Raw genomic sequence first — 15,006 nt, 5'->3', positions numbered from 1 at the left:
AAGAAGTTTTGATTTAAAACCGCTTAAAAACAAGGTGTGAAATAAAGGTCTTCACGGTGTCGTCTGAGGCGCTTTAAAAGCTGTCTCGGTGACGACGGATGCGAACTATACGGACGAGCCCTGAATCACGCAAGGGCTTTTTGAGAGAAAGGCAATAAAAAAGGAAAATATCTTCTGTTAGCTTAAAAAACAGACTAACAGGGAGTCTCAATCTATCGTTATCGAGCCACAGATTGACTTCTGTAGGGTAACAAACCAAAACGGTCAGCAATACGCTCCAGCAGAAGAATGACCATCCATAGTAAATACGGCAATAGCTCACCACCATCTGCACGCAGCTGCCACCAGCCATGCAAGAATACGATGGGCAAGGCGATATAGACTAGACGGTGCAGCCTTCGCCAGCGACGCCCCAAGCGTCGAACCCAATTGTTCGTCGAGGTTACCGCCAGCGGCAATAGCAACAGATAACCCGTCGCACCTAATATAATATAGGGTTGCTGCGTGAGTGCCTCAACGAGCTGTAGCCACTGCCAGCCAATTTGCAAGGCAAAGAAAGTTAGCACATGCAACGAGGCGTAGAAAAACATTACCAGCCCCGCCTGCCTACGGACCTGTAAAAACTGACTCCACCCTGTCATTCGCTTCAACGGTGACAGTGTCATCGCAACCAATAATAAGATAATAGACCAAAGCCCAGTATAATCGGCCACCACTGCGATGGGGTCAGGGCCGAGATCATTGCTCACCACCCGCCACACCAAAAATTCGAATGGCATCAGCAGCACCAACACCACCATTATTTTATATCGCATGTTAGACATGAAGCACCTCAGTATTGCTTCGCCAGGTTCATACCGCGATACAAGCTGGCTACTTGCTCGGCGTAACCATTAAACAGCGTAGTTTCTATACGGTTTGGGCTGAACAGTGAAGAAGGTAACCGACGCTCGCTGCTCTGGCTCCAGCGCGGGTGGCTGACATCAGGGTTCACATTGGCATAGAAGCCGTATTCGTCCGGCGCCGCCTTATTCCAGGTTGTTGCAGGCATCTCCTCAACAAAGCTGATTCGCACGATAGACTTTATACTCTTAAAGCCGTATTTCCATGGCACTACCAAACGAATTGGCGCACCGTTCTGAGGCAGTATCTCCCTCCCGTACAAGCCAACCGCCATCAAGGTTAATGGGTGCATAGCCTCATCCATTCTCAACCCTTCAATATAAGGCCAGTCGACAAATGAACTCGATGAGCGCTGTCCCGGCATCTGCTGTGGGTCTTGCAGTGTAGTGAAGGCGACATATTTAGCCTTGCTGGTTGGTTCCATCTGGCTGAGCAAGCCCCCCAGCGAGAAACCTATCCATGGAATCACCATTGACCATGCTTCGACGCAGCGCAAACGATAAATGCGCTCCTCCATGTTACGGGGTTTCATCAGATCTTCTAAATGATAACGACCTGGCTTTTGGCAATGGCCATCAACAGTGATAGACCAAGGCGTAGAAACAAACTTACTCTGATACCGTGCGGGGTCTGTTTTGCCGGTTCCGAATTCATAAAAGTTATTATAGTGGGTTGCGTCATCAAAGGGCGTTTGCGTCTCCCGCGTATAGAATCCCGAATTGGCAAACTGCGCAGTCGATTTTTGGTATTGACCAAAGGGCTTAATGCCGTCTTCAGCTGCCACGCCACCACTGCCCAGAGTCGCAGCAGCACCGGTGACAAGGCCAGCACCGATAAACTGTCGACGATTAAGGTAATGTGATTCGCTGGTGGTATCGTTTTCAGTCAGTGAGGCCGCTTTTTTTATCAACATTGCAATCATCCTTATCCATTGGCTAAAAATCTGCGTTAAAGATTTAGACCGCACATGACGTAATAATTCCCCCTATCTGCACTATTTTCTTTCGACACAACCCAAAACAGCACCCGAAGGTGCTGTTTTGTTAACTATAAACGCCTATTTATTCTTGTTCAGCAGCCATTGAACTGGCCCTGAAAGTGCATAAATAGCAAATATCCCCATCAACACTGTCGACGGGTCAACAAGAACAACGGCAAAGACCAGAACAACAGCAAGGAAAACGATAAAAGGAACTCGACCATGCAAATCGACACCCTTAAAGCTGTGATAAGGCACATTGGTTATCATCAGCAAGCCTGCTATGACGGTCATCAGGGCAACAAATGCCGAAAAGCCGGCGGTGACATCTGCCTTGTTTATACCATAGCCATAACAAACCCAAACCAGCCCGGCAATCAGCGCGGCGGCGGCGGGGCTGGCAAGGCCGGTAAAGAAGCGTTTATCGGCGGTCTCAATTTGAGTATTGAATCGGGCAAGGCGGATAGAGGCACAAGCCATATAGATAAAGGCTGCCGCCCAGCCCAAGCGCCCCATTGGGGCAAGCCCCCAAGTGAAGACGACTAGCGCTGGCGCCACACCAAAAGAAACCATGTCCGACAGGCTGTCTAACTCGGCACCGAAGGCACTCTGGGTATTTGTCATGCGAGCGACTCGGCCATCTAAGCCATCGAGTACCATGGCGATGAAAATAGCGATACCCGCATTACCAAAGTCGCCGTTCATTGCTGCGATAATAGAATAGAAGCCGCTAAAGAGCGCAGCCATGGTAAAGAGGTTGGGCAATAAATAGATGCCTTTTTGCCGTGTTTTCTTGCCGTCGTGATGCACATCTTCGAAGTGCTCATCTATTGGCAACAAATCACTGTCTGCCAACGACTTCTGCTGCTCTTTCGCCACCTGTTCGTCAGATGACTGGTTGTCCGGTTTACTATTATCCACCACGTTAACTCACTTAAACTGTAGATTTTAAAAGCGATAGCTTACTCTGCAAGGCGCCTAGGCGCAATTAGGGAAGTTTATTACTGATCAATGGTAATCAACTCGCCGCACTGCCAGAAGGATTTAATAATAGGCTCTATCAGGCGGTGCTTTTGCACAATCAGCCCAACGTCGAAGTCTTCGATTTCTGGCTCTGGCGTAAATACACGCACCACATCCTTCATCGGACTGGACTGAATCACCAAGTCGGGGACTAGGCCAATACCAAAGCCTAAGCTAACCAAACTAACAATAGCCTCATGACCGGAAACCTGCGCATAAATATTCGCCTTCCTACCCTGCCCAGCAAACCAATCGTCCAGCCGCGCTCGCGCCTCTCCCGTTTCCGAAACAATAAACGGTAGACTGGACCAGTCACTGTCAGCACTCACTTGACGCAACTCTTCTAGCAGCGATTTATCCGACATCGGGGCGATGATTTTTAACGGTGTGGTGGTCAATGGCAGAAACACCAAATTATCAGGCAGTTTTTTTGGCCTTACCGTTATACCGATTTGTTCTTTCGAAGCCTGTATTCTAGCGATCGCATCGGCCTGGTCACCCGTGTGAACATGCACCTCAATACCCGGGTAACGCTGGCGCACTTGGGGCAGCAGTGACGATAAAATGGCGTAACTCGCCGTCACCGAACAAAACAGATTCAACACACCTGACGGCGCCAACGCCTCATGATTAAAGGCCTGCTCCATTGCCCGCCACTTTAACACCACCTCTTCGGCAAATTGCTGGTATAGCATGCCTGCCCTGGTCAGTTCTACCTTGCGATTGTCTCGGTAGAATAAAGCCTGACCTATTTCTTCCTCTAACCGCCTCACCGAACGGCTGACTGCCGAGGTACTCATATTGACCTCGTCGGCCGTATTGGCGAAATGTAGCGTCTTGGTCAGTGACAAAAAGAGCTTAAGTGTTTTAATATCCATGGGCAGATCACTTGTGTTGCGATTATAGCAACACAATATCCCAAATAAATCATTTTACGCAACACCGATTTTTTCTTACAGTGAGCGCAACTTCACGGTTAAGCAATATTTCATTGCTCTAATAGCGATTGCTTGACGCTGTAACCAAACATCCATCGTTGCTTATAACAGTACTCATAACCAGTGCTTGCAGGAGATCCCCATGGGACAGAATTATTTCAATACTTTACCGCTACGCCTTCAACTTGAAGAGCTCGGCAAATGTCGTTTCATGGACTCTTCTGAGTTCACCGAAGGCTGCGATTACATCAAAGGTAAAAAAATCGTCATCATCGGCTGTGGCGCTCAGGGCCTTAACCAAGGCTTGAACCTTCGCGATTCAGGTCTTAATGTTGCTTATGCTCTTCGCCAAGCAGCCATCGATGAGAAGCGTCAGTCTTTCCTCAACGCCTCTGAAAACGGCTTTAACGTCGGCACCTATGAAGACCTCATCCCCACTGCTGATATCGTCATGAACCTAACACCTGACAAGCAGCACACCGCTGTTGTTAATGCTGTTATGCCGCTGATGAAGGAAGGGGCAACGCTTGATTACGCCCACGGTTTCAACCTGGTTGAAGAAGGCATGCAGATCCGTAAGGATTTGACCGTTGTGCTAATGTGCCCGAAATGCCCAGGCTCTGAAGTACGTGCTGAGTATGTTCGTGGCTTCGGTGTACCCACACTGATTGCTGTACACCGTGAGAACGATCCAAACGGCGACGGCTTAAAAATTGCCAAGGCACTGGCCTCTGGTACTGGCGGCGACCGTGCTGGCGTACTGGAATCATCACCGATTGCCGAGGTTAAGTCAGACCTTATGGGTGAGCAGACTATTCTTTGCGGCATGCTACAAACCGGCGCCATTCTTTGCTTCGACAAGATGACCGAGAAAGGCATCGATGCTGGCTACGCCTCAAAGCTTATCCAGTACGGATGGGAAACTATTACTGAAGCCCTGAAGTACGGCGGCATCACGAATATGATGGATCGCCTAAGCAACCCCGCTAAGATCAAAGCATTCGAACTATCCGAAGAGCTTAAGCAGATTCTTCGTCCATTATTCGAAAAGCATCAAGACGATATCATTGCCGGTGAATTCTCTCGCGTAATGATGGCCGACTGGGCCAATGACGACGTTAACTTACTTAAATGGCGCGCAGAAACTCTCGAAACCAACTTCGAGAAGACCCCTGCTGGCGACGTTGAAATTGCCGAGCAAGAGTACTTCGACAACGCTATTTTGATGGTAGCCATGTGTAAGGCCGGTGTTGAGCTAGCCTTCGAAACCATGTGTGCCGCAGGCATCATCGAAGAGTCTGCTTACTACGAGTCGCTACACGAGACACCACTGATCGCCAACACCATCGCTCGTAAGAAGCTTTATGAGATGAACGTTGTTATCTCTGACACCGCTGAGTACGGCTGCTACTTGTTCGATCAAGCGGCTCGCCCAATGTTGGTTGATTTCATGAAGGGTATCGACACCGATGTGATTGGTAAGGGCCTTGAGCTGAAAGACCTCGGCGTTGACAACAAGCAATTGATTGCTGTTAACGATGCTATTCGCAATCACCCTATCGAATTCATTGGCGAAGAGCTACGTGAGTCGATGACTGCGATGAAGAAAATCGTTTAATTCCTACTGAATTAAACCGTTGAAAAACGCCCCGCAACTGCGGGGCGTTTTTGTTTCAGTTCAATCATTTACTCAAGGCTATGACGCTACGCATTCAGCCCCAACTGCGATAGACTAGGGCTTGCACACCTAAATATAATATCGACACCTTGAGAAAACGGCATGTTAGCTAGCAGCTCCGAGCGGTTGTTCTTCCGCAATTACACCTTTTACCGCATTTTTATTTGCCTCTGCCTGCTAACGCTATTCTTACTCAATCTCCACCCTCGTTTAATTGGTAATGAGAACCCTGACTTATTTGCCACTGTCATCATCATCTATGGTGCGGTCTGCCTAATAAACTTACTGTTATTTAGCTTTGATATCCCCGGCGAGCAATTTAAGGTTCTGCTGTTTTGCTGCTTTCTGGTCGATATTCTCGCCATCACGCTGCTCAGCTATTCCTCCGGCAGTGCCGGTAACGGGCTATCACTGCTACTGGTCATTATTGTTGTCATCGGCTCGATATCGATGGGAGCCAGCATCTCCACACTACTGGCCGCCATTGCCACCATTGCTGTGCTGATCCGCAACAGCCTGCTCTATGTTGACGAAGGTAATAACCACCTATTGTTAACCGGCGCCATGCAGGGGGTAATTTTCTTTTTTACCAGTATTATTGTGCAACGATTTTCACACAAGCTCAGCCAAACTGAAAAATTGGCCTCGGTTCACGCCACCAGCTTGGCCGAGTTGCAACATCTGAACCAACTGATTGTACAGAGAATGCAAACAGGGGTTATTGTCGCCACAGACCAACATAATATGAAGTTGGTCAATGAAGCCGCAAACAGACTACTGGGAGGCAAGCTCGATCAGAGCCATATGCTGCCGGAAGTACTACAACAGAAGTTCGATACCTGGCTGAATGACCGACGTCAGTACCAATCAACATTTGAAGCCTATCAATCCGGCCCCAACATTCGGGTCAGCTTCGCGCCGCTAAACAGCCATGACCATCAAGAGACGCTGATTTTTCTCGAAGACAGCCGGCTGCTCACACAACAGGCGCAGCAGATAAAGCTGAGTTCTCTGGGCCGACTGACCGCCAGCATTGCTCATGAAATCCGCAACCCGCTTGGTGCCATCAGTCACGCAGCACAGCTGCTCAATGAAAGCGAGGTACTCACCGGAGCCGATAAAAAACTGACCAATATTATCGAAAACCACAGTCTTCGCATCAATCAAATAATCGAAAACGTACTGAGCTTATCGCGACGCCAAAAAGCCGAACCACAAACGATTTTGCTGCGTGATTTCCTCAAAGAGTTTCGTAGCAATTTTCTTACCAGCCAACCCCATGCAATTCTTGAGATTCAACTCAACAAACTCAGCGACCATACCGTAACCTTCGACCCCGGACAGTTAATGCAGGTGCTGACCAATCTCTGCGAAAACGCTATTCGCTATAGTCAGGCCGTCACCGGCGAGCCTAAGGTCACTATTCGCAGCTATACCGATGCTAACAATAAGCTGCCACAACTCGACATCATCGATTACGGTCACGGCGTTAAAGACAGTATGCTCGGACAAATTTTTGAGCCGTTTTTTACCACCGAGAATACCGGCAGTGGCCTGGGTTTATACCTTTGCCGTGAAATGTGCGAGGCCAACCACAGTCTGCTGCACTATCAACCTGATCAACATCAACGTAGTTGTTTTAAATTGACGCTGTCACATCCAAAGAAGCGCTGGCAGCCAAGTAACTAAAACATAAAACGAATAACACACTCAATACAGTAATAACGCCATGAAAAGTAATTATCACGTACTGATTATCGACGATGAACCCGACATTCGAGAGCTGTTAGAGATAACGCTGAATAGAATGGGGCTTGAAACGACAGCGGCAGCCAATGTCGCCTCGGCGAAAGAACATTTGGCAAACAACACTTTTCAGCTTTGTCTGACCGATATGCGTCTGCCCGATGGCACCGGTATTGAACTGGTCGAGCATATACAACAACACTACAGCCAAATACCGGTGGCCGTCATCACGGCCTTTGGCAGTATGGAGAAAGCTGTTGAGTCACTTAAGGCCGGCGCCTTTGATTTCGTCTCCAAACCAATTGAACTGGCAAAGCTTCGGCAGCTGGTCGATAACGCACTCAACCTCGGCGACGAGAAAGAACTGCCAGCGCCTCAGCAGGTGCAGTTACTGGGTAACACTGAAGCCATTACCAAGCTACGCAGTAAGATTACCAAGCTAGCTCGCAGTCAAGCCCCTGTCTATATCAGTGGTGAATCCGGCACCGGTAAAGAGCTGGTCGCCAAATTAATCCACAGCAACGGGCCCCGCGCCAATGGTCCATTCATCCCCGTTAACTGTGGAGCAATCCCCGCCGAGTTGATGGAGAGTGAATTCTTTGGCCATAAGAAAGGCAGTTTTACTGGCGCCAGCAGCGACAAGATAGGGTTGTTTGAGGCGGCCAACGGTGGCACGTTATTTCTCGATGAGGTCGCCGACTTACCACTGTCCATGCAGGTAAAATTGCTACGCGCTATTCAAGAGAAGTCTGTCCGCGCTATTGGTGAACACAAAGAAAAATTAATCGATACGCGTATTCTCAGCGCCACCCATAAAGATCTAAGCGTAGAGGTCGATGAACAGCGTTTTCGCTCAGATTTGTTTTATCGTTTAAATGTCATCGAATTATCCGTGCCAGCCCTCAGGCAACGTAGTGATGACATCCCGCTATTAAGCCAGCATATCTTAACTAAATTGGTGTCCGAGTGGGGCGGTGAGGTACCGACGCTAACCGGTCAAGCCATCGAGGAACTGCAAAAATATAATTTCCCCGGCAATGTTCGTGAACTCGAAAACATTCTCGAACGCGCCTACACCATGTGTGACGACGATACTATTCGTGCCGAAGATTTACATCTCTTAGCCAATAGTAAAACAACCACAACCAAAGAGAACAACGAACTCTACCCCAGCGTCAGCGGCAGAGAAGAATTCGAGTCGCTCGATGAGTTTTTATCGAGTATCGAGAAAGAAGCCATTGCCAATGCATTAGAAGAAACCAAGTGGAATAAGACTGCCGCAGCCAAGCTCTTGGGGATCTCTTTTAGAGCGCTTCGCTATAAACTCAAAAAGCTTAACTTAGAGTAGTTCTTTACCCTCATTTTAGGTGTAGCGACTAACAGTGCAGTGGCTATTGTTTGACGTAACGTTAATGCAAGGAGGCAGACGTTATGATCAAGCAACAGGGCACCACCCTGCTGGAGCTATTAACTGTGCTCGTTATTAGCACCACAATTGTTCTCAGCCTACCTAATTTCAGCAAACTGCTCGACCGCGAAGCCATCAACAGCGACGCCTTTCATTTAAAAAAGCTGTTGGCGACAGCCAGGGCCGAGGCTGTGCGCTCCAATGTCAACGTTGTCGTGTGCCCGCTGTCAGAGCAAAGTTGCGGCAGTGACTGGGGGCAAACCCTGACTATTTTTACCGATAACAATAACGACGAAGAGTTCAATGGTGAGGACAGAGTTATCAAGGTGTGGCCGGAGAATGAGCGGGCAGTGGATTTAAGCTGGAACAATAGGCGCTATTTGCGCTTCAAGGCAACAGGGCTGAACAAAGACCCTGGTACGTTTACTCTCTGCCCAAAACAGGGAGAGCAGGAGGATAAAGACGAGCTGGCCATAATGCTGACAATTAATATGGGGGGGAGAAGTTATTTTCAACGAGATATTGATGGCGATGGCATTGTAGAAAAGAGTGGCAAGAAACTCAGCTGTGATGGTTAGCCACAACTGAGTTTTTTATGCTGAGCTATTCCGAACGGAAAATTTCACCCCAACTCAAACGCGTGGTTGCACCACCCAGACTCCGAAGCGTCTCTGGGTCTGGCAGTTGACCATCGCTGCCAGGGGTATATGCCTTATCCCCGAGCGTGGCAGTATCAGATGGCAGACCATTCAGAAAGACCTTACCCGAGTAGATAGGGTCATCACTGGTTACCACACCATCGTTGTTGCTATCGAAGGCTGAGGCCGTTGGGTCTAAACCATCCAAGGCTTCGACAGCCATCTGCCAGCCGCTACCACCACCGGTACACGGAATATTATCGGGAATCGAGGTATTAAAGAACACCACGTTTCGGCGAATAAAAGGCGTCGTAATAACCCGTTCACGTAATTCAGGCAGCGTTAATATCCAACCCTTTGTCGTTGTCCAGTCCACCTTGTCGCCTGCGGTAATATTACGGGTATCTACTGTCGACAGAGAGGTACTCATAGAGCGAGCCGTTAATTGCGCCTGGGTAATACCGCCGACACCATTGTCATGAACCCCCATAAAGTACTGGGTATCCGTTGTGGTCTTATCGCCGCCGGTAATGAATTGGCCGGTACCAAACAATACCACTAAGTTTTTTGTTGCCGCATTATTATCATCATCAACATCAATATTATAGAGAATAATAGGCTGAGTGGTGACCTGTGCTGAGTCGACACCATTATACAATGGCTGTGGGTTGCCGCCGCTATTATAAGCCGAAGCCCAACTGCCCGCTGTCGCTCCCTCAACATCCCAGACCCACATATTGCCCTGTATATCACCGGCAAATATGCGATCAACAGTACTATCACCATCCAAGTCATAAAGGCGAGGTGTTGATAACCCGTTACGGGTAAGGTTATTGGTATTGGTGCCACTCTCGGTTGACAGCATGATGTAATCGTCGCTTAACGAGGTTCCTTCGTCCCATCCATCGGAGGGGTCCGCGTCAAGATAGACAATAAATAATTTTGCCTTACCGTCATGGGACTCGTTATCGTTACGATTGTAGCCATTGCCAAAGATTGCCGCCCAACGACCATTATTCATTTGAGCGATTTGTGGGCGGCTATAACTCCCGCCCATATCCGGGTGAGTAAATTCCCACATCACCGTATTGTCAGCGCCTGTATTGTTATTCACAAACAGGGTGGGGTCGGTGACATCCAAGGCAAACACACTGCGACCACCGGCTCGGTTACCACCGACAATCACACTCTTCCATGCATTATTAACACCGACGTCGGCATAGGTAGGGCTCAAATCTGCATAGAAGCGGTGCTGGTAGTCGACATCAGCATAATAATGTAAGCCCTCGTCAAGCTCGCTGCTATAGACACTGGCAGGCACATAAGCCACTTCCTCTTGTCCGTCTTCGGCATTAAAACCATGCAACATGCCATCGTTAGCCCCGACATACACCATTGGGGTACGATTGGCCACCGAGGCTTTAAACTGCGCATAAGTGGTGGTGCCGACGGTCATCGCATCATCCCACATCGCTGCGGCGCCAACATAAGTCGGTGACGAATTGACGATATCACCAATACGAGTAGAACGGTCTCGTAACTCACCGCCGTTTTGCTCTTCGTCCGATCTAACACCGCGGACATAGTCGACATAATCGGTGACAGAGTACCCTGAACCCACCTCAGTACCGGCATCAAAATCGGCCTGCTGGAAAGTCGTCAGATTGTTATAGCTGAAGGTAAAACCTTTACCATCGTTCGTGGCCACATCAGAGGCACTGGTCGAACCGTCGCCATCACTATTAAGGTACAAGTCATTAGAGTAGTTAGTGACATCGTAATAAGTGTAAATAACACGGTTAGCCATGCTGTTATCGGATAACGCATCGATGGTTGTCGCCGTAGTCCAAGTCGGTGTCGGATTAATTGTTCCATCAGCATTAATAGGATATGAACCCAGTTCACCGGACCAGTTAGCCGTATTAAACTTGGCAAAAAATACTGCCGTATCCGTTTGTATTGCCGAGGTGTTAAACGTCACCGAGGATGAACTACCGGCTTTTGCGGCGATATCATTGGCGATAGATTTGAAGGCATCTTCCAAGTCTTCTGCCGTGGCAGTATCGTAAAATTTACCCTCAAGACGTGTCCCCCCCTCCTTCAGGCTCGGGTCGCCTGTTGCGGCATCTCTTAACAACTTACCCGTCGTTGTTGAGGCCCCATAAACGTTCGGATCCGCGAACCCTATCAAGTAAGTAATAACATTATTGATATGGCTCGAATCATCGGGATCTACTAAATCAGGGCGAAAGTTAGTGTCATACAATAAATGGGTGGCATCAGAGACATAGTAATCACTCCAATCATGGATGCCATCACTTTTCGTGGTATCGTAATCAACTATTTCAGAAGAAACACCATCATTGCTATTTGGCTCACCATCAGTCATCGCAATAATAAAGTTTTTCTGACAATAATACTGAATAACATCGTTAGCACTTTCGCCACTGGTGTCACTTTTCAGGCTATCTTTAAACACCGAATTATCAGCATTACCATCTTCGTTCTTAGTAAAAAACTGACCCAGCCCCTCTAACGAAAGCGATAACGGCGTACCACCATCTGCGTCTGTATTATCGATCTGAGTTTTTATCGCCGATTTAACATCATCATCTAAATCGGCAATATCATATTCCAACTCACCGCCATCTGCATTACCCGCCGCATCAAAAGTAGCGTAGCCTAGCCTGACATAATCTAGGCCATCCACAAGATCATTTGCTGCACTTTTTGCCGCAATAATACGTTGCTGGGGGTATGGCCAATTGTTTGTCCACCAATTACCCCCCCTTCTGGATCTCGACCTTCGGCAGCCGTCGGAGGGATTACTGGCCAGCTGACAATAGTTACCATCCATATCCCAAGACATCGACCCTGAGCTATCCATCAACAGCATTATATTGGGTCGGACATCGTCTGAAGTCACCATTGGCACAGTCGATAAACTCGAAGGGCCAGCCAACGCGCTTTGCGCAAGCAACAACGCCGAGGCGATCAGGCTTTTATTATAAAAATTTTTCATCTTTTTCCCCCGAAAATATCTCTATGGGCTCAATACAATTAACAGGATTTTTCCCAGCAGCTCGTACTACCCCAGGCTTTTACGCCAGTGCTCGACAAGCTGAAATCGCCATCACCTGCCATAGCACCATTTGCCGTCGCCTTAATTAAATAAGTTTCGTCATCCGTGCCAGAATCTTCAATCGATAAAATATAATCGCGGTCTGCCCCACTGGCGCCCTGCGGAATTTCACTATAAAAAATATCATCGGCGGATATTTTGTTACCGTCGCTATCTTTTTCATAACTCCCCGTCTCGGCATAATGACGCTCTATTCGCGTAGCGAAAGCAACCAAGGCCCCCTTCGCCTGAGATCGCCTAGCATTATCCACATGCTCTTTGTATAGCGGCATTGCCACCGCACTGATCACACCGATAATGGCCACTACCACTAACAATTCGACTAACGTAAAACCTTGCTGTTTCATTTTTTTATCCTTAATTCAAAAAGCCCTTACGGTAGTATGCTTCAACTACCCGTACAGTATTAGACGAGCGGCCGTAGCCCTTGGCTACTACTCGAAATGTGTGGAAGGTATATAAACCTGTGTCCGCCTTATTGGCCCCCCCATTGTGGATATTACCGCCATCGACATCAGAAGAACCTAATATGTTGTTCGCCTTGATAATCTGATCATCGGTATAACCGGCGGCATCATTCATTAATTCGATAATATAAACACCATCTTCTATGCCGTTAGGGTTATCATTAACCGTCGTTCCACCGACCCACTCACTACTAACAAACACCTCATTACCGATAGCCGCACTACCTTTTTGAAACAGTGGCGCAGTCTCATTAAAATTGGCAATACTGGCCAGCGTTAATTGACCAATTTCATTCTCTGCTCGCTTCAGCGCCATTTCGGCAGAGGAAAGTGCCGTAATACTATCCGCCGTCGCCGCTACCATGCGACCCTGCATAGCCGAACTGTTCAACCCAGATAATGCTAAAATACTCGCCGCCATTAACAGCACCAAAGCCAGCAATAATACAGCGCCCTGTTGTTTTTTCTTCAACATTATCGTCATCTTATAACCCCTCAGCACTTGGCATGCTGCGATTTCGTATATTCATTGTGGTGGTATAGACTTTACGCATACGGTTGTCACTGGCACCGAAACTCTGGCCAGATATGGTATGAGCAGCGGAGTCCTCAGTAACACCGTCATGACTTCTCAACAATAAATCCACCTTCATCCCAATCACTTGATCCCACTTCACTGAGGCATCGGCTTCTATTTCAGCGCCAGTCATAAAACGACTGGCCGAGCGGGACGGCAATTCTAAATCCACAATAGTTGCCGACGAGTCGTAGGCTGTGTCAACGGCATAGGTAATTTGCATTGTCTCAACACCATCGATCAATTCATTGGCCGTGCCATTTATGCTGTCTCGTTTATATAAGCCCGGTTCACCTGTCGTTGCATTAGTAGCGACAAAATAGCTCACCGAGTAAGGCTTGAGAATTTGCGCACCTGCATCGTATACCTGAGATAAACATTTAGGGTTACCGCCATTGCAATGCGCGCCAGAATTATTCCGCGCAGTATTGCCTGGGCTAACACTATTGCCGGTGTTATGTCCTAAATCATGATCGATACCTGCTCCGGTATTTTGAAAAATATCACCGGCTAAACAATCGCTGATTAAAACAAGATCTCCCTTGGGGATATCACAGGTAGAAACCTTAATAACAGCTGACTGCGTATTAACACCGGTTACAGGGCAATCAGATGCAGAAGCCCCCCTCAGCGTCACCAGATCCGAACCATCAACCAACGATAATGTACCCAGGGTTTTGCCGTTAACACTGTCTTCACCCTCGACACCACCAGCAAATAAAAAATCAAACTTGGCCACTTCATCGGGGTCATTAGCATCAAAATCGACATTATTCGTCAGGTTCATACCGCTTTTTGCGCATCCCCAATAATCTGCCATGCGCACATCACGAGACATCATTTCCATCGCAATTCGCCCCCCCTCTTGTACCCGACTCATACCAGCCTGCAGGCTATGGCTTTTTTTATGAGCCACGAAGGTTTGCGTAATACCGAGGATTAAAATAGCCCCCATTACCATGGCGACCATTAATTCAATCATAGTTAAGCCAAGCTGGCTGCTTTGTTTATGCTTCATTAGCGTGTCACCGTTAACAAGTAGGTTTTTTCAATAGCATCGTCACCAACAACTTCCGATTTTTCATACCAGGTGATGGTAATATTCCACCACTGCTCACTGTTGCCGGCCCCGGCCTCTTTAATGACTGTGCCCTTCGCTGCACTGCCGCTCTTGCCAGGGAGCGCCGCTTCAATCGCGGTTATCCATGCAAAGGCATCGTTATTCGCTGTTTGCTGATAGCTGCAGTCGCTGCAGCTGGTTGCGCTGCCCTTGGCATTAATATTGTCATAATCCTTATCTTCCCAGCCGCCACGGTTACTGCGCATACGCTCGGCCATATCATGAGCGAGAATGATTGCCTGACTCTGCGCCTGCGTATGTAAATTATTACGCAGGCCCTGCATCTGAAAAGCCATCATGCCCAGCAGGCCAACAACAATAATAAGCAGAGAGACGAGTACTTCGATTAAGGTAAAGCCCTGTTGATTCTTATGCATTCTTCCTCCC

At 48.1% G+C, this 15,006-nt stretch carries 13 protein-coding genes; 4 read left to right on the top strand and 9 right to left on the bottom strand.

Features of this window, described 5'->3' with window-relative positions; genetic code table 11:
* Positions 1-218: 218 nt before the first annotated feature.
* The 4 genes from msrQ to ilvY all read right to left on the bottom strand — a co-directional run bounded on the left by msrQ (position 219) and on the right by ilvY (position 3,783).
* Positions 219-824, bottom strand: coding sequence for a protein-methionine-sulfoxide reductase heme-binding subunit MsrQ (gene msrQ / locus L9P87_RS16680; protein ID WP_237445893.1), 606 nt, complete (start codon positions 822-824; stop codon positions 219-221).
* Positions 825-832: 8 nt separating this feature from the next.
* Entirely contained in the window at positions 833-1,816 is a 984-nt protein-coding gene (msrP, locus tag L9P87_RS16675) for a protein-methionine-sulfoxide reductase catalytic subunit MsrP (protein WP_237445892.1), read from the bottom strand.
* A gap of 144 nt (positions 1,817-1,960) precedes the next feature.
* Positions 1,961-2,803, bottom strand: coding sequence for a CDP-diacylglycerol--serine O-phosphatidyltransferase (gene pssA, locus L9P87_RS16670; RefSeq protein ID WP_354001909.1), 843 nt, complete (start codon positions 2,801-2,803; stop codon positions 1,961-1,963).
* Positions 2,804-2,883: 80 nt separating this feature from the next.
* Positions 2,884-3,783, bottom strand: coding sequence for an HTH-type transcriptional activator IlvY (gene ilvY, locus L9P87_RS16665; RefSeq protein WP_237445891.1), 900 nt, complete (start codon positions 3,781-3,783; stop codon positions 2,884-2,886).
* Between the two features lie 202 nt (positions 3,784-3,985).
* Here ilvY and ilvC point away from each other — a divergent pair, with 202 nt between their 5' ends.
* From ilvC to L9P87_RS16645, 4 genes are all read left to right on the top strand, one after another.
* Entirely contained in the window at positions 3,986-5,461 is a 1,476-nt protein-coding gene (ilvC, locus tag L9P87_RS16660) for a ketol-acid reductoisomerase (RefSeq protein WP_237445890.1), read from the top strand.
* 162 nt (positions 5,462-5,623) lie between these two features.
* Complete coding sequence (locus L9P87_RS16655) at positions 5,624-7,210, top strand: two-component system sensor histidine kinase NtrB (protein WP_237445889.1); 1,587 nt, start codon at positions 5,624-5,626, stop codon at positions 7,208-7,210.
* 40 nt (positions 7,211-7,250) lie between these two features.
* Positions 7,251-8,615, top strand: a complete 1,365-nt coding sequence (locus L9P87_RS16650) for a sigma-54-dependent transcriptional regulator (RefSeq protein WP_237445888.1) — start codon at positions 7,251-7,253, stop codon at positions 8,613-8,615.
* 83 nt (positions 8,616-8,698) lie between these two features.
* Positions 8,699-9,253 carry a GspH/FimT family pseudopilin gene (locus L9P87_RS16645; RefSeq protein ID WP_237445887.1) on the top strand — a complete coding sequence of 185 codons (555 nt, stop codon included), beginning with the start codon at positions 8,699-8,701 and terminating at the stop codon, positions 9,251-9,253.
* A 25-nt stretch (positions 9,254-9,278) separates the two neighbouring features.
* Here the strand turns inward: L9P87_RS16645 and L9P87_RS16640 are convergent, their stop codons facing one another.
* From L9P87_RS16640 to pilV, 5 genes are read right to left on the bottom strand one after another with little or no spacing between them, the layout of a single operon-like run.
* Positions 9,279-12,335, bottom strand: coding sequence for a pilus assembly protein (locus tag L9P87_RS16640; RefSeq protein ID WP_237445886.1), 3,057 nt, complete (start codon positions 12,333-12,335; stop codon positions 9,279-9,281).
* A gap of 38 nt (positions 12,336-12,373) precedes the next feature.
* Complete coding sequence (locus tag L9P87_RS16635; RefSeq protein WP_237445885.1) at positions 12,374-12,802, bottom strand: type IV pilin protein; 429 nt, start codon at positions 12,800-12,802, stop codon at positions 12,374-12,376.
* Between the two features lie 10 nt (positions 12,803-12,812).
* Entirely contained in the window at positions 12,813-13,406 is a 594-nt protein-coding gene (locus L9P87_RS16630; RefSeq protein WP_237445884.1) for a pilus assembly PilX family protein, read from the bottom strand.
* A gap of 1 nt (position 13,407) precedes the next feature.
* Positions 13,408-14,517: a PilW family protein gene (locus L9P87_RS16625; protein ID WP_237445883.1), complete on the bottom strand. Its 1,110-nt coding sequence runs from the start codon at positions 14,515-14,517 to the stop codon at positions 13,408-13,410.
* Positions 14,517-14,996, bottom strand: a complete 480-nt coding sequence (gene pilV, locus L9P87_RS16620; protein WP_237445882.1) for a type IV pilus modification protein PilV — start codon at positions 14,994-14,996, stop codon at positions 14,517-14,519. The genes L9P87_RS16625 and pilV overlap by 1 nt, the downstream gene beginning before the upstream one ends.
* Between the last annotated feature and the right edge of the window lie 10 nt (positions 14,997-15,006).

It is taken from the genome of Sinobacterium norvegicum (assembly GCF_923077115.1).
Classification (GTDB): Bacteria; Pseudomonadota; Gammaproteobacteria; order Pseudomonadales; family Sinobacteriaceae; genus Sinobacterium; species Sinobacterium norvegicum.
This window is presented reverse-complemented; position numbering and strand designations above follow the sequence as displayed.

Bases quoted from the DNA above. Each gene is read 5' to 3' on its own strand.
- ilvC (WP_237445890.1), top strand. From the start codon at position 3,986: ATGGGACAGAATTATTTCAATACTTTACCGCTACGCCTTCAACTTGAA.
- ilvY (WP_237445891.1), bottom strand. From the start codon at position 3,783: ATGGATATTAAAACACTTAAGCTCTTTTTGTCACTGACCAAGACGCTA.
- msrQ (WP_237445893.1), bottom strand. From the start codon at position 824: ATGTCTAACATGCGATATAAAATAATGGTGGTGTTGGTGCTGCTGATG.
- L9P87_RS16655 (WP_237445889.1), top strand. From the start codon at position 5,624: ATGTTAGCTAGCAGCTCCGAGCGGTTGTTCTTCCGCAATTACACCTTT.
- L9P87_RS16645 (WP_237445887.1), top strand. From the start codon at position 8,699: ATGATCAAGCAACAGGGCACCACCCTGCTGGAGCTATTAACTGTGCTC.
- L9P87_RS16640 (WP_237445886.1), bottom strand. From the start codon at position 12,335: ATGAAAAATTTTTATAATAAAAGCCTGATCGCCTCGGCGTTGTTGCTT.
- L9P87_RS16625 (WP_237445883.1), bottom strand. From the start codon at position 14,517: ATGAAGCATAAACAAAGCAGCCAGCTTGGCTTAACTATGATTGAATTA.
- pilV (WP_237445882.1), bottom strand. From the start codon at position 14,996: ATGCATAAGAATCAACAGGGCTTTACCTTAATCGAAGTACTCGTCTCT.
- msrP (WP_237445892.1), bottom strand. From the start codon at position 1,816: ATGTTGATAAAAAAAGCGGCCTCACTGACTGAAAACGATACCACCAGC.
- L9P87_RS16630 (WP_237445884.1), bottom strand. From the start codon at position 13,406: ATGACGATAATGTTGAAGAAAAAACAACAGGGCGCTGTATTATTGCTG.
- L9P87_RS16635 (WP_237445885.1), bottom strand. From the start codon at position 12,802: ATGAAACAGCAAGGTTTTACGTTAGTCGAATTGTTAGTGGTAGTGGCC.
- L9P87_RS16650 (WP_237445888.1), top strand. From the start codon at position 7,251: ATGAAAAGTAATTATCACGTACTGATTATCGACGATGAACCCGACATT.